This window comes from Leclercia pneumoniae (assembly GCF_017348915.1).
In the GTDB taxonomy this organism is placed as follows: Bacteria; Pseudomonadota; Gammaproteobacteria; order Enterobacterales; family Enterobacteriaceae; genus Enterobacter; species Enterobacter pneumoniae.
In genome coordinates this window covers 87495-109426 of the sequence record NZ_CP071383.1, presented here as the reverse complement: position 1 = coordinate 109426, position 21932 = coordinate 87495, and the positions used below count along the sequence as shown (strand labels likewise).

Below are 21932 nucleotides of genomic sequence, written 5' to 3'. Positions count from 1 at the left end.
GCAAACGTCGGAGAAAAAATGGCCTTAGCATTACTTTTCAATAATGAGAATAAAAACTGGAAGCAATACTGGAACAGAGCATTGGTTTTTTTGTTCATTGCGACTTACTTTTTAGATGGTATTACTCGCTATAAGCATCTTATTGTCATTTTGATGACGATTACCACTATTACTTACCTATGCAAACAGCCCAGGCAGTATTTTCCCATTTTCAAAACCTTCCTCTTTGGAAGTATTGTTTTCCTGACAATTATTACTTTTTTATCACTTTTCCAGACACCAGACATCAGAGCAAGCTTAAAAGAAATCAACAACTCTGTCGTTGAAAACATGTTGCTATGTACCCTTAGCCTTCCGGTATTATTGCGGGAGGAGAGTAAACAGCTAATTACCAGACTGGTATTGTCTGCATTCTTGACAGCATTAAGTCTTCGCAGTTTAACCTCGCTGGTTTACTATTATATTGATTTTCAAAATGGCGTACTGCCCTTTAGCGATTATCGTCATCGCGGGGTGTCAGATTCACTGGTATTTCTTTTCCCTGCCCTCTTAAATCTGTGGCTTATCAAATCTACAAAATATCGTATTGCATTCGTTATACTGAGTGCCGCTTATCTCTTTTTGATGCTAGGTACGCTTTCACGGGGAGCATGGCTCGCTGTATTGATAGTTGGCCTTGTCTGGACATTGCTGTACAGGCAGTGGAAGTTATTGATTAGTGGGATCATTATTGGTGCACTCTGCTTCACAGCCCTTATGTCGCACAAAGATGTTGCTAAGCGATTGGCTTACAAATTGCAGCAGACGGACAGCACTCATCGTTATACAAATGGTACTCAGGGAAGCGCATTCGACCTGATTATGGAAAATCCTGTCATCGGTTATGGTTTTGGTAATGCGGCCTATAAAGACGTCTACAACAAGCGTGTTGTTGATTATCCTCAGTGGACATTCCGACAGTCTATTGGCCCCCATAACCTTGCACTGTTTGTCTGGTTCGGTACGGGAATACTTGGCTTGTTCGGCCTTTTACTGATCTACGCGGGCATTATTAAAGAGTGTGTCGCAAATGGGTTTAAGAATGATCGCTATTCGCCCTTTAATGCGTATATGTTTATTTTGCTATCGTTCATTGGCTATTTCATCGTCAGAGGCAATTTCGAGCAAATTGAATTAGACCTGCTAGGAATTTTTGCAGGCTTACTGTTAGCCATGAAAAATAAAACGGCATAAAAAAAAGGCTACGTTAAGTAGCCTTTTTTTCAATCAAACCAGTTGTGAATAACCGCTTCAAAACTTTGTGTCACACTTGACCAACTGTAACGCTCGAATATTTGATTTTGACCCTGCTCAGCGGTCCGATGAAGATCCTCTCTAGCGAGGACATCCTTAATGTCTTGCGCTATCGAATCGACTGTCATGGGTTCGCGTAAGTGGTAACCAGTCTCCTCAGACTTAACAAACTCCACCATTCCGCCGCGAGTACTGACAAGGACAGGCTTACCTGCCCCCATTGCCTCTATCGCCACCATACAAAACGGCTCTTTAAATTGAGAAGGGATAACAACTAAATCAGCCAGCGGATAGTAAAGATGCATCTTCTCAGGCGGAATACTACCCAGCATGAGACACTTATTCTGCATACGAGCCGCGACGTCCCGGACTTCCTGCTGATACGCACCTTTATCGCTTTTACTCACTTCCATATGGTCGCCAACGACGACAAGCTTCAAATCACTCTGTTCTTCCACGAGTTTTTCGAAAGCCTTCAGAAGCAGCAATACACCCTTATCAGGAACTATACGTCCCGCATAGAAAATAACCTTATCGCGAGTGGAAAGGTTCAACTCCGACCTTAGCTGTGATGAACAGTCTGATTGATATGCGTCCAGATCGATACCGTTATCAACTATGACAATATCCGCATCAGGCAAATAAGCCTGATAGTAATTCTTAAGAAATTGACTCGGCACAATCATTTTAATATCAGGATTCAGTCCTTTCGGCTCGAACGCGTTGTGCATGTGTAAAACAATTTTAGTTTGTGGCGCGCGCTCCCTGATCTGTCGATAAAGCTTCATACTGTTATGTACGACAATGACGCTTTTATCGGTAATCGGAAAATCTTTTGCTATGTTAAGAATACGTTGCGAATAGGGTAAAGGATCGAGACGCGTCCATTTCTGAAAAATGCGTTTGTAAACCCGACTAAAACCGATGCGATGTATACTGCAGTTATCGTTCACCTGCGTATAATCAGAATATCCTTCGTTTTTAATACACACAATACGATTAGGAATGGTGGTTCGTTGAGCAACCTGATACATCCATGTCTCTACTGCTGCGGCGCCCCGAGGAGGAATAGAGAATATCGGCGTAACCGTAAAGATGATTTTATCAACCATTCTAATTTAGCTCTTCATCAAATTATATTTAATTGCTGTGTATAAACCAGCAAAGTACTTATTTTGATATAATAAATGTTTGTATTTCTCGCGGCACTCGTGTTTTCTTACGGCTGGCTGCCAGGGCTTTACTTTCCATGGCGAAAGCGCATAAACATCACGGAAAAATCGGGCTGACGGATAGCTTGCCCAGTCATGCCAGGGCTTCGTCACGCCCGTATAGTGTATAAACACTGTTTTATCTGTGATAAACGAAAGGTAATACTCTTTATTCTTTTCTTCAAACTCAGATTTAAGAGAATAGATTGTATTATATTCCCGCGGAAGAAGCTCAGCATGGTGGAGGAACATAATATTTAAAATATCCTGGTCTGGATACTTTATATTCTCTGTCACTTGAGGATCAGAAAGCAAATCAAAAAACTTTTCCGTCAGATGCGAATTCAACCACTGCTTCAGATTAATATACATCACACCAGAGTTAAAATAATGCCCTTCGAACTCTGGATTTTTCAGTCGTTCGGCACTCTTCTTCTGCATAGAATCGACATCAACAACTACCGCACCGTACTGATCGTTAAACTCCAGAGCAATCAACTCTTCTAGTGAGCCTTTACAGGTGATGTCAGCATCAAGGTACAACAGTTTATCCAGTCGTTCAGAGAAGTAATCGAACGAGAGCAGTCTATAATAAATCGACACGGGCCAGATATTCGTTTTGGGTAGTGTCGATAAAGGTGCTGCATCAATATGATAGAGTTTAATAACTGTTCTGTACTGTTCAGCAAGCTCAGTAAGCAGATGAACAAAGTCAGTATCTAAGACATCCGAAATAATATGAAAGGTAAACGGCGTGTCATGCTGCTTGTTATTCTCCAGGATCGATGCGATGGATATTGCTGCACCGACCTGATAGTTTTTATCGATACCCCATGAAATATTAAAAGTATCGCGGTCGTCGCATTTTTCAATGCGTTTATCCAGCACAATTATGTCTTTAAACCGGGTTAATTGTTTAAAATCCAAGTTATTTACCTTTCAGGCGTATTATCTATACGTACTGTTACTTACTAAGTCTTCAGAAATAACTAGCGTTTCTTCAGACCCAGCTTAACCTTTATTTCTCTAATAATGTTTTTAACTTTCTTTTTAAAGAGGAGCGAGTTATATCCAGAATCATGCAGTGTATTTTTGATTCCGTAATGACGCTCAAGATCAAGCCTGTCTTTCGCTTTCAATAATGGGCTCGTTTTTTTACCAGAAAGATCTATCAAGCGTAATCCCTGCTCCGACACAATGAAATTAGCCTTATGTGGATCGCCTGACACCATACCATGATCATGTAACTCTTTTATTGAATCTGAAATCTCTTTCTTAATATGTTCAGGGACGTCAACATATTGTTCTAAACCTGTACCTTCAATGTATTCAATTAACATTATAAAGTAATGGGAGAAATTCAATGTCTTTTTCTCAGCCAATAGATAGTAATCATTAATCGAGGATACACCCTCGTTTCTGACTCTATTAGTCTGATAAATTAAGTTTTCGTAGTAATCTCTCTTTACGCACGATTTCAGGAATCGCTCTACTTTTTTATGTTTCGGCGCAAAGACTTTTAGTACTATCGGCCCGCGTTCGGTTTCGATCAGTATGACTTTAGTATCTTCAATTGAACGAAATACTTTTGTCACTTTAAGATTAAAACGAAGAAAATCTTTCAAAATTTTTTCATAAAAGGGATCGTTATCTTTTACGAAAACCACTAAATTATCTATTGTCTTTTTTTGAATCATAATGAAACCGTTATTTTTAAATTTTTAGTAAGTATTTATTATTACTTAATAAGTTTATTTTTATAATAATTAATGTAACTCAAAATACCCTGCAAGGTCTTTCCTTGCCTGAATTTATGCTTGGCACAATATCTATACTGATTACTATTTACTGGTTTTAAAAGCTCAACGTTTTGCCATGGAGAATGCTTCTTAGCATCAAGGAAACTTTGCGATACCGGATAATTTGCCCATTCGTGCCAGGGTTTTGTAGGACCGACATAGTGAATAAATACTGTTTTATCATTCACAGGATTCACAACATCATCTTTCAGTTCATAATTGATACTAAAACGTGTGTTGTACTTCCCGTCGATAAAATTCACTTTACCTGCCAGTAAAATGTTCAGTACGTCCTGATCCAAATGCGTGATTTTCTCTACCCACTCAGGTATACGCAGCATTTCAATCGCTCGGGTAGAAATGTCATTTTTTTGCCATTCATTAATGTTGATCAGCAAAAATCCGGCATTAAAATACCCTGAAGCCAGGGCTGGGGTAGTGAGGGTATTCGCGCGATTGGTCCACCATTCGCTATCCCTTTCTGTTACCACCGCTGCAACTTCATTTTCCGCAAACGTATATTCGGCTAGTTCTTGAATACTGCCCTTACAGGCGATGTCTGCATCAAGATACAATAACTTATCAATTTTATGATAAAAATAATCCGCTATAACAAAACGGAAATAAGTTGCATAAGACCAATTTTTGGTAAACGGAAGCGTCTTAAGTTTATCGCAATTAATCAGATAAACTTTAACAGAAGTGTGGTATTGCGCAGCCAACTCGGAAAAACGTACTTTATCTTCGTCGCTAAAATAATCGGTAAATACATGGAATTCAAAATTTAGCGATTTATTATTCAGCAATATTGATGCTATCGCAACACCACAGCCAAAGAGGAAGTTTTTATCGATGCCGAATGCAATATTAAGGCTATCGTTCGATTTAATTTCTCGACAGTCATAATCAAATACTGAAAGGATGACATCTTTGTCACTAAACTGAGACATGTTAATTCTTGTCCGCTAAATATAAAGAGAAAGGATAGCCCCGGGCGGGTTACAACGACTTGCGAATCGTTCTTTCGCGAATTTTACTGGCTTTTTCTTCTGCCTGCGTCAGTAGATCGCTCTCCTGGCGAAGAATGTCTTTTAATGGCAACTCAAAATAAATCTTCATAAATCGCCAGATATCCCGCTGCGTCAATCCAATATTCATTGACGAAAAATAGAGTCCAATAAGGTCCTTATCGCGCCAGCGGCGTGGGACTTTTTCACGAATTTGCGCACGATGGAGGTCAATCACTGAGATCTTTAAATCCGCTTCGTCGCCACTGAACGGCAGATGCAGAAGAAAGTGACAAATATAACAATCGCGGTGATTGATCCCTCCCGCGTGCATTTTACGAACCATGGTCGCAACACGATCGATAAGCATACGTTTCACGCGCACGTCCGGAGGATTGGTTGCCCAATCCGCACAGTAATCTTCCAGGCTAATCGTCGGGGTTAAATCTTCCGTTATGATGAAGGACGTACGCGTGAGGGGATTGAGGCCTTTCTCACCAAAGCCGACACCATACATGGTATCTACGCCCAGCTTACTCAGCCGATGAATGGCGTGCCACTCTCTGTCGGCACCTAAAACCGGCATACGCAGCGAGAGCAGATTTTTCACGATCTCTTTCAGGGACGTCCCGCGGTGCCATTTCAGAAAATAACTTTTACCAGCCAGCTCGAAGCGCAAGGTACGGCGAGTTTCCAGCTCCCGGAAGACCTCACCCTGCAGATTTTTGACCTCTTCGAAAGCATCTTTACCGCGCCATAATGTGGCTAACGGCTCTTTCAGCTCAACCATCTAAACCACCTGTTATGATATCCGCCGCTTTCTCCGGCAGGCTGTATAAATCCTGGGTATCCGCATAATGGCGCGCATTTTCCGCCCAGGCAGCGCGCAGTGACGGTTGTGTCAGCGCTTTGCGTAACGCTTCATTCAACGCTTCTTGCCGGAAAGGCTCTGCAATGGCGACGCCGCAATTAGCATCCTCAATATAGTGTGCATAGCCGCAAACTGCCGTTGTCAGTACGGGCAAGCCTGCGGTAATCGCCTCCAGCAATACGATACCGGCGGCTTCCTGATAGGCAGGATGCAGCAGTAAATCTGCCGCTGCCATCAGCTCTGCAACATCGTTACGTCCGGAGAAGAAATGAACATTACTGCGAACGCCGAGTTTTTCCGCCAGCGCCTCGAATTTCCGCGGTTTGTCCTGGCCAACGACAAAAAGCTGGGTATTCTGACGCTGCGCCTGAGGTAGCGACGCCAGCGCCTCGATAGAACGGTCTACGCCCTTACGGCTAAAGTCAGAGCCGACCTGCAGGATTAAGTGCTGCTGCTCGTTAATGCCATTTTTCTGACGATAGATTTCGCGACTGTTTGGAATCTGTTGGCTGTACTTCCGGTCGGGGTAAATACCGGGCGGAAGGATGTGAAAACGCTCAGCTTCAGTCTGATAATGTTTCTGAAAATCAGCGATCTGCTTATCCGTCAACATCAGTAATTGCGTTGGCTTGCCGTTCTCGAAGGTCGCACGTTCAAAGGCCGCATAGTGCCGATAGCGCGAAGTCAGACGATAGAAAAATCCCTTCTCCTGCGCCACTTTCTCGGCGTAACAGACATCGGCTGCATAATAGACATCGAGGCCAGGCATCTTATTAAAGCCAACGACCCGATCCACCGGATGGTCACGAAGATGTGCCTGTACCCAGGCATGATATTCCGCGTTACGTCCATGATTGGTGCGGGATTTTACCGGGACGCGTATCAACTCAAATACGTCCGGGCACTCACCTTCCCAGGACTGGGTGTACACGCGAACATGATGCCCACGAGCCGCAACGGTCTGCGCAATGCGCATAAAATCACGCTGCAGACCGCCGAACGGGAAATATTTATATAAACAGAAAGCAACGATCATAGTGCGTCACCTTCCACTGTCGTCACATGACTTACAGGCAACATTTTCTTTACCGCCGCAATAACATCACTGGCAGGAATGACGGACAGATACATCTCATTGCGATCGCGTTGCTCGCGCGGCGGCATTGGTCGGTAATCACCGGCCCAAAACTGAATCATATTCGTAGACCAGGGGCGCCAGAAATTATGGTCTGTCGCACCAAATAAGCACACCAGAGGTGTGTTAACCGCCGCCGCGATATGTCCGGGCGCGGAATCCACGCCAATAAACAGTTCCGCATGATCAATCAGCGCCCCCAACTCAGGGAAAGTCACTTTACCGGCAAGCGCCGTTACGGGAGGCGTTTTACAGCCTTCGGCAATCGCCTTTATACAGGCCAGATCATCACTACCAGGCCCGGAGGTCAGTACAACCTGATAGCCTTCTGCATGCAGGGCATCGATGACCTTGGAAAACTTCTCGTTGTTCCAGCATTTAAAAACCTGACGTGCCGTAGGCTGGATGACAACATAATGTTCGCCGACTCTTGCTTTATCCAGTTCGCTACGCACACGTTCCCAGCATGACGGGTTATAACTCATCGTGGTACGACTGACGGACGAGGTCAGGTTCAGGGGAGCCAGTACTGAAAGGTTACTTTCAACAACATTCTCGCCTACTAAAGGGGCAAGATGAGTAAAGCTATTGCGCCAGAACGATGACTGGCGATGGCTGTAATCTTGTGAAATCCGAACGGGTACGTTGAGAAGCCTGACTAATAGCGCAACCATCCACTGATCTGTCAGGTTAACAATCAGGTCATACCGATTAGCGCGGAGGGTTTTAATTAAATTTGCGAAGTTCGCTATTTTCTCTGCCGCGTTTGCCTTCTTATTTTTAATGCCATACAGCGCATTAATTTCAGGATTCTCTGACAATATCGGCATCGTATCCTGATAAAGAAGCACATCAATCTTTGCGTCAGGATAATTCTGTTTTAGCGTACTGATGACAGGAGTTGTTAATAACATATCTCCATGGAAACGCATCTTTATAACCAGAATTTTTCGAAATGACTTTTCCACAAGCGGCTCTTTTGTTGTGATTGTCCGGTAAAGGCAGGCAGAAAAAAGCACGCTACCGCCCCAGGCTCAACAGCTACCTGAATACTGATACCGCACTCACTTTTGTGCGCTAGTGTAACACTTCTTTCGCTTCAATCCGATACGAATAAAATTTAATCAGAGCATTCATTTTATGCAGTTAAATCAGCATGATAAGCATGATAATTTGTGGTAAAAGCGGCTTGTTCACGTTGGTTCCGGGTGCCCCTGGCGGTAAAATTCAACAAATCGCATAAAAATACAAAAATCATAGGCATCGCAAGTGGCGGTGTACAGGCGTCTAAATAGACCAAAAACAGGAAAAGTAATGGCAAAGGCGCAGCTAAATACATAGAATCCCCAGCACATCCATAACCCAGCGATTTACTATGCTCGAATTGCTTTACACCGCCCTTCTATACCTCATTCAGCCACTGATCTGGATACGGCTATGGGTGCGTGGACGTAAAGCACCGGCTTATCGTAAACGTTGGGCGGAACGCTACGGGTTTTACCGTCGTCCACTCAAGCCAGGCGGCATCATGCTGCATTCGGTCTCTGTGGGCGAAACGCTGGCCGCAATCCCACTCGTTCGTGCTTTACGCCACCGTTACCCCGATCTGCCGATCACCGTAACTACCATGACTCCAACAGGGTCAGAGCGCGTGCAGTCAGCTTTTGGTAGCGATGTTCAGCATGTTTACCTGCCTTACGATCTACCTGATGCCGTTGGCCGTTTCCTGAATAAAGTTGACCCGAAGCTGGTGTTAATTATGGAGACGGAGCTGTGGCCAAACCTGATTGCGGCCCTGCATAAACGCAAAATCCCCCTGGTGATTGCCAACGCGCGTCTCTCTGCTCGCTCGGCGGCGGGGTATGCAAAGCTGGGCAAATTTGTACGCCGACTGCTACGTCGTATTACCCTGATTGCCGCACAAAATGAAGAAGACGGCGAACGCTTTGTGACATTAGGAGCAAAGAACAATCAGGTTACCGTCACCGGCAGCCTTAAGTTCGATATTTCCGTCACGCCGCAGCTTGCAGCGAAAGCCGTCACGCTGCGTCGTCAATGGGCGCCGCACCGTCCAGTGTGGATTGCTACCAGCACGCACGATGGCGAAGAGAGCGCGGTGATCGCAGCCCATCAGGCATTGTTAGAACAGTTTCCTAATCTGCTGCTGATTCTGGTGCCACGTCATCCCGAGCGATTCCCGGATGCCGTTAACCTTGTGCGTGGCGCGGGTCTAAGCTATATCACTCGTTCATCTGGCGAAGTACCTTCTGCCAGCACGCAGGTTGTAGTCGGCGACACAATGGGCGAGCTGATGCTGCTTTACGGCATTGCCGATCTCGCTTTTGTGGGCGGTTCGCTGGTTGAACGTGGTGGGCATAACCCTCTGGAAGCGGCAGCGCATGCTATTCCCGTCTTGATGGGGCCACATACCTTTAATTTTAAAGATATTTGTGCCCGTCTCGATAGTGCAGGCGGTCTGATTACCGTGACCGATGCTGCGACGCTGGCGAAAGAGGTCTCCTCTTTGCTAACCGATGCCGATTACCGCAATTTTTACGGTCGCCATGCCGTTGAAGTGCTGTATCAAAACCAGGGCGCACTGCAACGCCTACTCCAGTTACTGGAACCGTATCTGCCACCTAAAACGCATTGAGGGCTGTTATGCTTAAACGGGCGATTTATCCGGGCACTTTCGATCCCATTACCAATGGTCACATTGATATTGTCACGCGCGCAGCCAGCATGTTTGATCAGGTTATCCTGGCCATCGCTGCCAGTCCCAGCAAGAAGCCGCTGTTCGACCTGGATGAACGTGTCGCCCTTGCGGAAAGCGCTACGGCTCACCTGCCCAATGTCGAAGTGGTCGGTTTTAGCGATTTAATGGCGAATTTTGCCCGCACACAGCAGGCCAACATTCTGATACGTGGCCTGCGTGCCGTTGCTGATTTTGAGTATGAAATGCAGCTGGCGCATATGAACCGCCATCTGATGCCCGAGCTGGAAAGTGTCTTTCTGATGCCATCAAAAGAGTGGTCATTTATCTCTTCATCGCTGGTGAAAGAAGTGGCGCGTCATGCCGGAGATGTCACACACTTCCTGCCAGAAAATGTCCATCAGGCGCTGTTAGCCAGGCTGAAATAAACGCCTGGCTTGCCATGTCATTTCTGGCACTGGCGGCAATAAAATGTTGCTCGCTGGGCATGTTTTGTCGCCACTATGGGCGAGCCGCATACCCGACAAGCCTCCCCTTTGCGGCCATAAACCTGCAGTTCTTGCGCAAAGTAGCCTGGCTTACCGTCGCTTTGCAGAAAATCCTTCAACGTCGTGCCGCCCTGCTCAATCGAGCGCTGTAAAACGGCTTTAATCACTTTTACCAGCAACGCGCACTCATCAGCAGAGAGTGACGACGCCAGGCGATCCGGATGGATCCCGGCTGCAAACAGCGATTCACTGGCATAAATGTTACCGACACCCACGACCAGCTTGTTATCCATCAGCCAGGGTTTGATAGGGGTTTTCTTCTTCTCGCACTTAGCCTTCAGGTAATGCGCATCAAAATCATCGCTCAGCGGCTCAGGGCCGAGATGAGCCAGTACATTGTGCCCTTCCAGCTCTTTCGTCCATAGCCAGGCGCCAAAGCGACGCGGATCGGTATAGCGCAGCACTTTACCGTTGCTCATGACCAGATCAACATGGTCATGCTTATCTGGTGGCAGCTCATGAGGCAAGATGCGTAGGCTCCCGGACATGCCGAGGTGGATAATAATCCAGCCATCAGGCAACTCCAGAAGCAGATATTTCGCGCGACGTTGCACACTGAGCACGGGTTTGTCGCTCAACGCATGAATCTCATCGGAGACAGGCCAGCGCAGGCGACCGTTGCGCACAATCGCATGAAGAATAGTTTCGCCGACCAGGTGAGGCTCAATACCGCGGCGGCTGGTCTCTACCTCGGGTAATTCAGGCATGTTTCCTCCGTTGGGCTACGCAGAATGCAAAAAACCCCGCCGAAGCGGGGTTTTTCTACAAGGAGTCTAAAATTATTTAATTTTAGCTTCTTTGTACAGTACGTGCTGGCGTACAACTGGATCGAATTTTTTCAGTTCCAGTTTTTCCGGCTTAGTACGTTTGTTCTTCGTGGTGGTGTAGAAGTGACCTGTACCAGCAGAAGAAACCAGCTTGATTTTCTCGCGAATACCTTTAGCCATGATTTATTTCCTCTTTAAGTACTTAGTACTTTTCGCCACGGGCACGCAGTTCGGACAGAACTGTATCGATGCCTTTCTTATCAATAACACGCATACCTTTAGCAGATACACGCAGGGTGACAAAACGCTTCTCGCTCTCAACCCAGAAACGGTGAGAGTGCAGGTTCGGCAGGAAACGGCGTTTAGTCGCGTTCAGTGCGTGGGAACGGTTGTTACCGGTCACCGGACGCTTGCCAGTAACTTGGCAGACTCGGGACATGTCTATTCTCCAAAAATCAAATTAGCTCGAGCTTCGTATGGGGTATCGGCGCCTCGTCAGGCTTTACAGCCCGGTCATCGCAGTTCTAAGTGAACTCTCGATTGCCAGGCCCAAATGCCAAACCCGAGATTCTCAAAGGTGGCGTAGTATACGCTGACTCGGCGGTGTGCTCAAGTCCCGAACAGACAAAGATCCCTATGGATCGCGTGAAATGACCTAAATCCAACCATGTTCTGCAAAAGAAACGTACTCTCCGCGGCCAATGATCAGATGGTCAACGACTCTAATGTCCATGAATTGACAACATTTTATGATACGTTGGGTCACTTCTTTGTCGGCGTTGCTCGGCTCTGCGCGCCCCGAGGGGTGATTATGCGCGAGGATCACGGCGGCTGCATTTACTTTTACTGCCTCCCGCACGATTTCACGCGGATGTACCTCAACAGAATTCAGCGTTCCTGAAAACAGACGGCAATGATGAATGACTCGATGCTGATTATCCAGAAAGATCACCATAAAGATCTCACGTTCTTCTTCACTTAGCTGGCTTTGTAAAAAGGTGAGGGCCTGGTCAGGACTCAGCAGCGAGTCATCCTCGTGCATCTGTGACACGTAATAACGACGGGCCAGCTCAGCAATTCCTTTTAACTGCGCGTATTTCGCGATGCCGATACCTTCGACACGCTCAAAATCAACCAGCTCGGCCGACAGCAAGCTATACAATGAGCCAAAGTGTTCGAGCATTTCGCTGGCAAGCGTAAAGACGTTTTTGCCGCGCGTACCGGTGCGCAAAAACAGCGCCAGTAACTCGGTATCTGTTAAGGTGGCAACGCCATCTTTCAGCAGCTTTTCCCGGGGCAGCATCGGGCAGGTTATTTCCATATGCTTATCTCCTTACTATTGCAAAAGCATGCTGCCACAGGCCTGGACAGCACTCGACCTGAAATTTGCCGTCTTGCGTAGCGCCTCGCAAAGTGATTCAAGGGACAACAACACGATGCTTTTCGGATTGTGATAAAATGCTCCACTCTCTGGTGAACCCAACAGGAAAGAATCATGAAGAGCCTGGCCGGTAAAAAAATCGTTCTTGGCGTGAGCGGCGGTATTGCTGCCTATAAAGCGCCAGAGCTGGTGCGCCGTTTGCGCGAGCGCGGAGCGGAAGTACGGGTGGCGATCACCGAAGGCGGTAAAGCCTTTATCACGCCCATGAGCTTACAGGCCGTCTCCGGTTTTCCGGTTTCCGATAGTCTTCTCGACCCGGCAGCAGAAGCCGCCATGGGCCATATTGAGCTGGGGAAATGGGCAGACCTTGTGATTCTTGCCCCGGCGACAGCAGATTTAATCGCCCGCGTTGCAGCGGGCATGGCTAACGACCTTGTGTCGACAATTTGCCTGGCTACACCGGCCCCCGTAGCAGTGGTGCCGGCCATGAACCAGCAGATGTATCGCAATGCCGCAACCCAACATAACCTTGCGACGCTTGCGTCGCGCGATCTGCTTATCTGGGGTCCGGACAGCGGCAGCCAGGCTTGTGGCGATGTCGGTCCAGGGCGCATGCTCGACCCGCTTGCGATTGTCGATCTTGCCGCTGACCATTTTTCGCCTGTAAACGATCTGCAACATCTCAACATCATGATTACCGCGGGCCCGACACGTGAGTCCCTGGATCCGGTGCGTTACATCACGAACAAGAGCTCCGGTAAGATGGGTTTCGCTATCGCTGCCGCCGCTGCAGAGCGCGGGGCAAAAGTGACGCTGGTCAGCGGACCGGTCTCACTACCCACGCCGCCGCAGGTCCATCGTATTGATGTGACCACCGCGCTGGAGATGGATGCGGCTGTTCAGTCAGACGTCCAGCAGCAGCATATTTTTATCGGCTGCGCCGCCGTCGCGGATTACCGCGCAGCTGACATCGCCGAGCAGAAAATCAAAAAGCAAGGCGATGAAATTACAATAAAAATGGTCAAAAACCCCGATATCGTTGCGAATGTGGGGGCATTAAAGATCAATCGACCTTTTGTTGTTGGATTTGCTGCTGAAACAAATAATGTGGAAGAATACGCCCGGCAAAAACGTACCCGCAAACATCTCGATTTGATTTGTGCGAATGACGTATCGCTGGCTACACAAGGATTTAACAGCGACAGCAACGCGCTGCACTTATTCTGGCAGGATGGAGAAAAACGCTTACCGCTTGAGCGAAAAGCGCTCCTGGGCCAACAATTACTGGACGAGATCGTTACCCGTTATGATGAAAAAAATCGACGTTAAGATTCTGGACCCGCGTGTTGGACAGCAATTTCCGCTGCCAACCTATGCCACCTCCGGCTCTGCCGGTCTTGACCTGCGTGCCTGTCTCGACAACGCCGTAGAACTGGCTCCGGGCGCCACCACCCTGTTACCGACTGGCCTGGCAATTCACATTGCCGATCCTTCTCTGGCAGCGGTTATTCTGCCGCGTTCTGGCCTTGGCCATAAACACGGTATCGTCCTGGGCAACCTGGTCGGGCTGATTGACTCCGATTACCAGGGCCAGTTGATGGTTTCTGTCTGGAACCGTGGTCAGGACAGCTTTACCATTGAACCGGGCGAGCGTATCGCGCAGATGGTGTTTGTACCCGTAGTTCAGGCAGAATTTAACCTGGTGGAAGACTTTGATGCCACCGACCGTGGCGAAGGCGGCTTCGGCCATTCCGGGCGCAAATAAACGCCCGAACACTCCGTATTTCACAGCGCCATAATGTCATAACAAACCGCAAACGCCAGTTTGCGGTCGCTGTGTGGATGCGAGCCTGACAAGTGCTTATTTTCAGGGGTATTTTGTAACATGGCAGAAAAACAAACTGCGAAAAGGAATCGTCGCGAAGAAATACTTCAATCTCTGGCTCTGATGCTTGAATCCAGCGACGGCAGTCAACGCATCACCACCGCTAAGCTGGCCGCCTCTGTCGGCGTGTCGGAGGCGGCGTTGTATCGTCATTTCCCCAGCAAGACACGCATGTTCGACAGTCTGATCGAGTTTATCGAAGACAGTCTGATTACGCGTATCAACCTGATTCTGAAAGATGAGAAAGACACCTCTGCGCGCCTGCGCCTGATTGTCCTATTGATTCTGGGATTCGGTGAACGTAACCCCGGGCTAACCCGTATCCTGACCGGACACGCGCTGATGTTCGAACAAGATCGACTGCAGGGGCGGATTAACCAGCTTTTTGAGCGTATCGAAGCGCAATTGCGTCAAGTGCTACGCGAAAAGAGAATGCGTGAAGGTGAAGGTTACACCATCGATGAAACGCTGCTGGCAAGCCAGGTGCTGGCTTTCTGTGAAGGCATGCTCTCCCGTTTCGTGCGCAGCGAGTTCAAATATCGCCCAACCGACGATTTCGACGCCCGCTGGCCGCTCGTCGCCGCGCAATTGCAATAACATCCGTTTCACTCTGCAAAAAGTATAAGCCCGGTAAGCATCGCGCCACCGGGCTATTTATTACACGCCGTATGCTTCCCTGTACGCACGCACCGCCGCCAGGTGATCTGCCATTTCCGGTTTCTCTTCCAGATAGCTAATCAGATCTCTCAGGGTCACGATAGAGATCACTTTGCAGCCGTAATCACGCTCCACTTCCTGAATGGCAGAAATCTCGCCGCGACCACGCTCCTGGCGATCCAGCGAAATGAGCACGCCTGCTAGCTCCGCGTTATTTGCCTGGATAATCTCCATCGATTCACGAATCGCAGTTCCCGCCGTGATCACGTCATCCACCAGCATGACACGTCCCTGAAGTTCGCTACCGACCAGGTTGCCGCCCTCGCCGTGTGTTTTGGCCTCTTTACGGTTGAAGCAGTATGGAACATCGCGTTCATGGTGTTCAGCCAGCGCCACCGCCGTGGTGGTCGCAATCGGAATGCCTTTGTAAGCAGGGCCGAACAGCAGATCGAAGTCAATGCCGGAATCCATCAGCGCTTCGGCATAAAAACGGCCTAACAGTGCCAGATCGCGCCCGGTATTAAACAGCCCGGCGTTGAAGAAATAGGGGCTCTTGCGCCCGGATTTCAACGTAAACTCGCCAAACTTCAGTACCTGCTTGTTAAGCGCAAATTCAATAAACTGGCGCTGATATGCTTTCATGGATTCGCTCCTCATTCACTTTTCTACAGACAAAAAAAAGGGCGACAACGTCGCCCTTAAAATCAGTTTTCCAACGCCGCCTTCTGCGTCGTTACGATGGACTCAATCCCCCCTCGGGCCAACGCCAGCAAGGTAAGAAGTTCTTCATGGGTGAAGGGTTCGCCTTCTGCGGTGCCCTGCACCTCGATAATGCGCCCGTCTTCGGTCATCACCACGTTCATGTCGGTCTCTGCAGCGGAATCTTCTACATATTCCAGATCGCATAGCGCTTCGCCATTAACAATCCCGACGGACACCGCCGCCACCATCCCTTTCATTGGGTTAGTTTTCAGTTTACCAGCCGCCACCAGCTTGTTCAGGGCATCGGCCAGCGCCACACAGGCACCGGTAATAGACGCTGTACGAGTACCGCCATCGGCCTGGATAACGTCGCAGTCCAGCGTAATGGTAAATTCACCCAGCACTTTCAAATCAACAGCTGCGCGCAGCGCACGCGCGATCAGTCGCTGGATTTCCATAGTACGGCCGCCCTGCTTACCTTTCGCCGCTTCGCGGGCGTTACGGGTATGTGTGGCACGCGGCAACATACCGTACTCGGCGGTGATCCAGCCCTGGCCCTGGCCTTTCAGAAAGCGTGGAACGCCCTCTTCAATCGAGGCGGTGCAGAGCACTTTGGTATCACCAAATTCAACAAGCACGGAACCTTCAGCGTGTTTTGTGTAATTACGGGTCAGGGTGACGGGGCGCACCTGATTGGCGCTACGACCTGCTGGACGCATGATGGAATCTCCGGCTTGAAACGAATGTGGCTGCGCATTATACGGATTAATGCTGCTTATTCCTATCCTGGGAAGGCCCCGAAAGCTATAATCCCCCCATCTCTCCTTTAAAAACAGGAACGACTATGATCCGCAGTATGACCGCCTACGCCCGGCGTGAAATCAAAGGTGCATGGGGTAGCGCCACATGGGAAATGCGCTCGGTAAACCAGCGCTACCTGGAGACCTATTTTCGTCTGCCGGAGCAGTTCCGTGGCCTCGAGCCAGTGATTCGTGAGCGTATCCGCTCCCGTCTGACTCGCGGCAAAATCGAGTGCAGCCTGCGCTACGAACCCGATGCCAGCGCGCAGGGGGAGTTGGTCCTGAACGAAAAACTGGCTAAACAGCTGGTTAATGCCGCGAACTGGGTCAAAATGCAGAGTGACGAAGGGGAAATTAACCCGGTTGATATCCTGCGCTGGCCAGGCGTGATGGCGGCTCAGGAACAGGATCTGGACGCCATTGCCGCAGAAATCCTCGCCGCGCTCGACAGCACCCTGGATGATTTCATCATCGCACGTGAAACCGAAGGCCAGGCACTGAAGGCGCTTATTGAGCAGCGTCTGGAAGGGGTGAGCGGTGAAGTGGCGAAAGTGCGCACTCACATGCCAGAAGTCCTGCAATGGCAGCGCGAACGCCTGGTTTCCAAACTGGAAGAGGCCGAAGTTCAGCTCGAGAACAATCGCCTGGAACAAGAGCTGGTGCTGATGGCTCAGCGCGTAGACGTTGCAGAAGAGCTGGACCGTCTGGAAGCGCACGTAAAAGAAACCTATAACATCCTGAAGAAGAAAGAGGCAGTAGGCCGTCGTCTCGACTTCATGATGCAGGAGTTCAACCGTGAGTCGAACACTCTGGCTTCAAAGTCTATTAACTCTGAAGTGACCAACTCTGCTATTGAGCTGAAAGTGCTGATCGAGCAGATGCGCGAGCAGATTCAGAATATCGAGTAACGTTTCACGCGATCTCGCGTCGTCTCACTAAGTCTCGTCAGGATAAAAAGACCATTGTAAATCATGGTCTTTTTTGTTTTATATAGTCTCATGAAGTATCACTACAGCGCGTGTTCTGCGTGTACTTAAAGGTGTACTTATTCAGGTTTAAGTACACACGTTTAAGTACACCCCCCCTGATGATGAGAGACATATGGGAAAACTGACAGACATACAAATCCGTACATGGATTAGAAACAATGAGCACTTTGCGGGTCGCTCTGACGGGAATGGGCTATACATCTGTTTTCCAAAAACTTATAGCGCCCCATTCTGGCGATTTCGCTACAAAATGGCGGGCAAAGCCAGAGTTATGCTGATTGGCTATTACTCCAGTATTTCGCTCGCGAAAGCGCGGGAAATTGCTAAAGAACTTTCTGCCCGTGTCGCTCTGGGACATGACGTAGCGGGAGAGAAGCAGGAACGTAAGGCTGAAGCGCTGAAGAAGATGGAGGAGGTGAAACATGCACTGCGCGTTTCAGAACTGGCGGCAGAATACTTTGAACGTCAGATCCTCAATCGGTGGAAGCACCCCGACATTCTGCGCCGCCGCATAGACAAAGACATCAATCCCGCAATCGGGAATCACAGAATCGAAGATGTTAAACCCTGGCATATCGACGATATGCTACAAAAAATCGTCCAACGTGGTGCTCCTACAGTTGCCAATGACGTTCTTCGCTGGACTCGCCGTATTTTTGATTACGGTATCAAGCGACATATGCTTGAAAGCAATCCTACCAGTGCTTTTGAAATCTCAGATGCTGGCGGACAGGAGCAAAGCAGAGAACGCTGGCTGAGCCGTGACGAATTGATGAAGCTCTTTCAGGCTATGCCCATGACAAAAGGTTTCTCACGTCAAAACGAGCTGACAATGAAGCTTCTGCTGGTGTTTTGCTGCCGTAAAATGGAGCTTTGTGGTGCACGCTGGGAGGAGTTCGACCTTGATGAAGCAGCCTGGCACTTACCCGCAGAACGAGTTAAGAATGGTGATGCGATAGATATCCCTATCCCTGCACCTGCGCTTGAATGGCTAAAAGAGCTGCATCAGATGTCCTGCAATAGCCAGTGGGTGCTTCCAGCCAGAAAGATGCAGCACCGTATGATCCCCCACATACAAGAAAGCACATTGCCTGTAGCCTTAAGCAAGGTAAAGGGTAATCTTCCTGACGTACCTAATTTTACTATTCATGATTTTCGGCGTACCGCACGATCACATCTGGCTGCGTTAGGAGTTGATCCGGTAGTTGCAGAACGCTGCCTGAACCACAGAATCAAAGGCGTTGAAGGGATTTATAACCGTTATCAGTATTTCGATGAGAGGAGGCAAGCGCTTGAGCTTTGGGCTGACTTGCTTGTTTCTTTAGAAAGAGGCGAGGGTTATAACGTGATGCCATTGAGAAAGGACATGGCATAAGGCAAATGAAAACTCAGTTTGTCAGGCTATTGCAGCCTGTAGTCAGCTACCGTGGCCTAAGCATCAGCACGTCCTGTTTCAGGATAGCATCCGCAACAAACTGAAAATCGAATTGCAGATCAGACGCGATACTGTATACTTATACAGTATCGCGTTTAAACGATCAGTAGCATAGAACCGTAAAATGATATTACATTAGGATTTTCATAATCATTACAGGTCTATACACATGGCATTTGAGCAGGCGGTTTTTACTTTTTATAGGATAAATAAAGCGGGTTATTACGCACATGGCAAACCAGTTCCAGAATTCGGAAATGTAACGGAAATGTTGGCAGATCTGCAACACTGGGCTAGTACGAAGACCTTGAAGCAGACTAAAACCTTCGAAGCCAATGAAGAGAGATATCCTTGTTATCTTGTGGATGCAAAAAGGAATGGGGATGACTGGACATTGCTTATGTGGAATGAGATTCCAACCAATGGACAACAAGTACCTTCCATAAGTGAAACCGCAAGATTCGGCGCCGATCCAGAGGTTATCTTAAACGCGGTACAAGGGGGAAGTATACCAGGGTATGCCACTTATTTCTGGTTCCTTCCTGAGAGAGGTTTGAATCGCCACGGGTTTAACAGACACCTCAGAGTCATTTAAGATGACTTAAAGAGAGGTGCCCATGAGCGGTAAGCGTTATCCCGAAGAGTTTAAAATTGAAGCGGTAAAACAGGTTGTTGATCGCGGCCATTCTGTTTCCAGCGTGGCAACACGTCTCGGTATCACCACCCACAGTCTTTATGCCTGGATAAAGGCATATGGCCCGGATTCCTCAACCAATAAAGTCCAGTCAGACGCTCAGGCTGAGATCCGACGCCTCCAGAAAGAGCTGAAGCGGGTTACCGACGAACGGGACATATTAAAAAAAGCCGCGGCGTACTTCGCAAAGCTGTCCGACTGAGGTACGCCTTTATCCGTGACAACACCTATTGCTGGCCTGTCCGACTGCTTTGTCGGGTGCTGGATGTGCATCCGAGTGGTTTTTACGCCTGGCTTCAGCAGCCGGATTCACGGCGGCATCATGCTGACCTGAGGCTGACGGGGCTGATAAAGCAGTTCTGGCTGGAGTCGGGTTGCGTTTATGGTTATCGCAAGATCCACCTCGACCTGCGGGATACCGGACAACAGTGCGGAGTTAACCGTGTCTGGCGACTGATGAAGCGTGCCGGGATAAGGGCTCAGGTCGGGTACCGTAGCCCACGGGCACGTAAGGGTGAAACCAGCATCGTGACGCCCAACAGGCTCCAGCGGCAGTTCAACCCGGAAGCACCGGATGAGCGTTGGGTAACGGACATCACCTACATCCGGACTCACGAAGGCTGGCTGTATCTGGCTGTGGTTGTTGACCTGTTCTCGCGCAAAGTTATTGGCTGGTCAATGCAGCCCCGGATGACAAAGGATATTGTCCTGAATGCACTTCTGATGGCCGTGTGGCGACGTAATCCTCAAAAGCAGGTGCTGGTTCATTCTGATCAAGGCAGTCAGTACACAAGCTATGAGTGGCAGTCGTTCCTGAAATCACACGGGCTGGAGGGCAGTATGAGCCGTCGCGGTAACTGTCATGACAACGCAGTCGCAGAAAGTTTTTTCCAGCTACTGAAACGTGAACGGATAAAGAAAAAGATCTACGGAACGCGAGAAGAAGCTCGCGGTGATATTTTTGATTACATCGAAATGTTTTATAACAGTAAGCGTCGGCATGGTTCGAGTGATCATATGCCACCAACTGAATACGAAAAACAATATTATCAGCGGCTCGGAAGTGTCTAGATTATCTGTGGCGATTCATTCCGTAGCCGCTCCATACCATCATTACTGCTCCAGCCCATCGCCACATTGTTACCCCTCCCTGCAATGAGAATGGGTATAACGCAGACCGACTCCCGGGTGCGATGGGCAAAAGCCAATTCCACGAGGCGTTATTCAGAAATTGTTTTTGTTGCAGCAAACGGGCAATAAATCTGGAAAAAAGCAGGCAAAAATCTGCAAGAGAGGGAAAAAATGTGACAAAGGCTACGTCGCGCAGCGGCGACGTGTATAATAAGCCCGTATGTAGGACTTTCTTCGTTAACACATACAAAAGACTCTCATGGCTCAAGGCACGCTTTATATTGTTTCTGCCCCTAGTGGCGCGGGTAAATCCAGTCTGATTCAGGCGCTGTTAAAAACCCAACCGTTGTACGACACGCAGGTGTCCGTTTCTCATACCACGCGAGCGCCGCGTCCAGGTGAGGTGCACGGTGAACACTATTTCTTTGTTAATCACGACGAATTCAGAGCGATGATTGCCAGAGATGCGTTTCTTGAACACGCCGAGGTCTTTGGCAACTATTACGGCACATCCCGCGAGACCATTGAGCAAGTTCTGGCTACGGGCGTAAATGTGTTTCTGGATATCGACTGGCAGGGCGCGCAGCAAATCCGCAATAAAATGCCTGATTCGCGTAGCATCTTTATTTTACCGCCGTCGAAAGATGAGCTAGACCGCCGCCTGCGTGGCCGTGGCCAGGATAGCGAAGAGGTAATCGCCAAACGTATGGCTCAGGCAGTTGCGGAAATGAGCCATTACGCTGAATATGATTACCTGATTGTGAATGATGACTTTGATGCCGCCCTGAGCGATCTCAAAACCATTCTTCGCGCCGAACGTCTGCGTATGAGCCGCCAGAAGCAGCGACATGACGCATTAATCACCAAACTGTTGGCAGACTGAACCTACATTCAGTATCATGCCCAGTCATTTC

The 21932-nt window shown here is 48.6% G+C and carries 25 protein-coding genes; 11 read left to right on the top strand and 14 right to left on the bottom strand.

Annotated elements, in window-relative coordinates; translation table 11 throughout:
* Positions 1-18 precede the first annotated feature (18 nt).
* Positions 19-1233, top strand: coding sequence for an O-antigen ligase RfaL (rfaL, locus tag JZ655_RS00525; protein WP_207292736.1), 1215 nt, complete (start codon positions 19-21; stop codon positions 1231-1233).
* 29 nt (positions 1234-1262) lie between these two features.
* Here the strand turns inward: rfaL and JZ655_RS00520 are convergent, their stop codons facing one another.
* The 8 genes from JZ655_RS00520 to JZ655_RS00485 all read right to left on the bottom strand — a co-directional run bounded on the left by JZ655_RS00520 (position 1263) and on the right by JZ655_RS00485 (position 8655).
* Positions 1263-2405 carry a lipopolysaccharide N-acetylglucosaminyltransferase gene (locus JZ655_RS00520; protein WP_207292735.1) on the bottom strand — a complete coding sequence of 381 codons (1143 nt, stop codon included), beginning with the start codon at positions 2403-2405 and terminating at the stop codon, positions 1263-1265.
* Between the two features lie 6 nt (positions 2406-2411).
* Positions 2412-3431, bottom strand: coding sequence for a glycosyltransferase family 8 protein (locus JZ655_RS00515; RefSeq protein WP_207292734.1), 1020 nt, complete (start codon positions 3429-3431; stop codon positions 2412-2414).
* Between the two features lie 62 nt (positions 3432-3493).
* Complete coding sequence (gene rfaY, locus JZ655_RS00510) at positions 3494-4201, bottom strand: lipopolysaccharide core heptose(II) kinase RfaY (protein ID WP_207292733.1); 708 nt, start codon at positions 4199-4201, stop codon at positions 3494-3496.
* A gap of 41 nt (positions 4202-4242) precedes the next feature.
* Entirely contained in the window at positions 4243-5253 is a 1011-nt protein-coding gene (gene waaO / locus JZ655_RS00505; RefSeq protein ID WP_207292732.1) for a lipopolysaccharide 3-alpha-galactosyltransferase, read from the bottom strand.
* A gap of 49 nt (positions 5254-5302) precedes the next feature.
* Positions 5303-6100 (bottom strand): lipopolysaccharide core heptose(I) kinase RfaP, encoded by a 798-nt coding sequence (gene rfaP, locus JZ655_RS00500; RefSeq protein WP_207292731.1) that lies wholly within the window; start codon positions 6098-6100, stop codon positions 5303-5305.
* Positions 6093-7217 carry a glycosyltransferase family 4 protein gene (locus tag JZ655_RS00495; RefSeq protein ID WP_040077837.1) on the bottom strand — a complete coding sequence of 375 codons (1125 nt, stop codon included), beginning with the start codon at positions 7215-7217 and terminating at the stop codon, positions 6093-6095. The genes rfaP and JZ655_RS00495 overlap by 8 nt, the downstream gene beginning before the upstream one ends.
* Entirely contained in the window at positions 7214-8284 is a 1071-nt protein-coding gene (gene rfaQ / locus JZ655_RS00490; RefSeq protein ID WP_207292730.1) for a lipopolysaccharide core heptosyltransferase RfaQ, read from the bottom strand. Before rfaQ ends, JZ655_RS00495 begins: the two co-directional genes overlap by 4 nt.
* A 170-nt stretch (positions 8285-8454) precedes the next feature.
* Positions 8455-8655, bottom strand: a complete 201-nt coding sequence (locus tag JZ655_RS00485) for a hypothetical protein (RefSeq protein ID WP_156132636.1) — start codon at positions 8653-8655, stop codon at positions 8455-8457.
* A gap of 36 nt (positions 8656-8691) precedes the next feature.
* Here JZ655_RS00485 and waaA point away from each other — a divergent pair, with 36 nt between their 5' ends.
* Together waaA and coaD are read left to right on the top strand one after the other, a co-directional pair.
* Positions 8692-9969, top strand: a complete 1278-nt coding sequence (gene waaA / locus JZ655_RS00480; RefSeq protein ID WP_040077834.1) for a lipid IV(A) 3-deoxy-D-manno-octulosonic acid transferase — start codon at positions 8692-8694, stop codon at positions 9967-9969.
* Positions 9970-9977: 8 nt separating this feature from the next.
* Entirely contained in the window at positions 9978-10457 is a 480-nt protein-coding gene (coaD, locus tag JZ655_RS00475) for a pantetheine-phosphate adenylyltransferase (RefSeq protein WP_046886306.1), read from the top strand.
* A 17-nt stretch (positions 10458-10474) separates the two neighbouring features.
* Here the strand turns inward: coaD and mutM are convergent, their stop codons facing one another.
* The 4 genes from mutM to radC all read right to left on the bottom strand — a co-directional run bounded on the left by mutM (position 10475) and on the right by radC (position 12665).
* Positions 10475-11284: a bifunctional DNA-formamidopyrimidine glycosylase/DNA-(apurinic or apyrimidinic site) lyase gene (gene mutM, locus JZ655_RS00470; protein WP_207292729.1), complete on the bottom strand. Its 810-nt coding sequence runs from the start codon at positions 11282-11284 to the stop codon at positions 10475-10477.
* 72 nt (positions 11285-11356) lie between these two features.
* Positions 11357-11524 (bottom strand): 50S ribosomal protein L33, encoded by a 168-nt coding sequence (gene rpmG, locus JZ655_RS00465; protein WP_003024094.1) that lies wholly within the window; start codon positions 11522-11524, stop codon positions 11357-11359.
* 22 nt (positions 11525-11546) lie between these two features.
* Entirely contained in the window at positions 11547-11783 is a 237-nt protein-coding gene (gene rpmB / locus JZ655_RS00460; protein ID WP_002436699.1) for a 50S ribosomal protein L28, read from the bottom strand.
* Positions 11784-11999: 216 nt separating this feature from the next.
* Entirely contained in the window at positions 12000-12665 is a 666-nt protein-coding gene (gene radC / locus JZ655_RS00455) for a RadC family protein (RefSeq protein WP_046886308.1), read from the bottom strand.
* 174 nt (positions 12666-12839) lie between these two features.
* Here radC and coaBC point away from each other — a divergent pair, with 174 nt between their 5' ends.
* The 3 genes from coaBC to slmA all read left to right on the top strand — a co-directional run bounded on the left by coaBC (position 12840) and on the right by slmA (position 15207).
* On the top strand, positions 12840-14054 hold the full coding sequence (gene coaBC, locus JZ655_RS00450; RefSeq protein WP_046886309.1) for a bifunctional phosphopantothenoylcysteine decarboxylase/phosphopantothenate--cysteine ligase CoaBC: 1215 nt from the start codon (positions 12840-12842) through the stop codon (positions 14052-14054).
* Positions 14032-14490, top strand: a complete 459-nt coding sequence (dut, locus tag JZ655_RS00445) for a dUTP diphosphatase (protein ID WP_040077828.1) — start codon at positions 14032-14034, stop codon at positions 14488-14490. The genes coaBC and dut overlap by 23 nt, the downstream gene beginning before the upstream one ends.
* 120 nt (positions 14491-14610) lie before the next feature.
* Positions 14611-15207 carry a nucleoid occlusion factor SlmA gene (gene slmA, locus JZ655_RS00440; protein WP_040077827.1) on the top strand — a complete coding sequence of 199 codons (597 nt, stop codon included), beginning with the start codon at positions 14611-14613 and terminating at the stop codon, positions 15205-15207.
* 60 nt (positions 15208-15267) lie between these two features.
* Here slmA and pyrE read toward each other — a convergent pair whose 3' ends face one another.
* Positions 15268-15909 carry an orotate phosphoribosyltransferase gene (gene pyrE / locus JZ655_RS00435; protein ID WP_207292728.1) on the bottom strand — a complete coding sequence of 214 codons (642 nt, stop codon included), beginning with the start codon at positions 15907-15909 and terminating at the stop codon, positions 15268-15270.
* A gap of 62 nt (positions 15910-15971) precedes the next feature.
* Positions 15972-16688, bottom strand: coding sequence for a ribonuclease PH (rph, locus tag JZ655_RS00430; RefSeq protein ID WP_040077825.1), 717 nt, complete (start codon positions 16686-16688; stop codon positions 15972-15974).
* A 125-nt stretch (positions 16689-16813) separates the two neighbouring features.
* Here rph and JZ655_RS00425 point away from each other — a divergent pair, with 125 nt between their 5' ends.
* From JZ655_RS00425 to gmk, 5 genes are all read left to right on the top strand, one after another.
* Positions 16814-17677: a YicC/YloC family endoribonuclease gene (locus JZ655_RS00425; protein ID WP_207292727.1), complete on the top strand. Its 864-nt coding sequence runs from the start codon at positions 16814-16816 to the stop codon at positions 17675-17677.
* A gap of 193 nt (positions 17678-17870) precedes the next feature.
* Positions 17871-19133: a tyrosine-type recombinase/integrase gene (locus tag JZ655_RS00420; protein ID WP_207292726.1), complete on the top strand. Its 1263-nt coding sequence runs from the start codon at positions 17871-17873 to the stop codon at positions 19131-19133.
* Positions 19134-19362: 229 nt separating this feature from the next.
* A complete protein-coding gene (locus tag JZ655_RS00415; RefSeq protein ID WP_242637288.1) occupies positions 19363-19788 on the top strand; it encodes a hypothetical protein in 426 nt (141 codons plus the stop codon).
* Between the two features lie 22 nt (positions 19789-19810).
* Positions 19811-20958, top strand: a protein-coding gene (locus tag JZ655_RS00410; RefSeq protein WP_160435769.1) for an IS3 family transposase whose coding sequence is annotated in 2 segments (ribosomal slippage) — positions 19811-20048 and positions 20048-20958 — 1149 coding nt in all. Because the reading frame shifts where the segments join, the coding sequence is not laid out codon by codon here.
* A gap of 319 nt (positions 20959-21277) precedes the next feature.
* Positions 21278-21901 (top strand): guanylate kinase, encoded by a 624-nt coding sequence (gene gmk / locus JZ655_RS00405; RefSeq protein WP_040077822.1) that lies wholly within the window; start codon positions 21278-21280, stop codon positions 21899-21901.
* Positions 21902-21932: the final 31 nt, after the last annotated feature.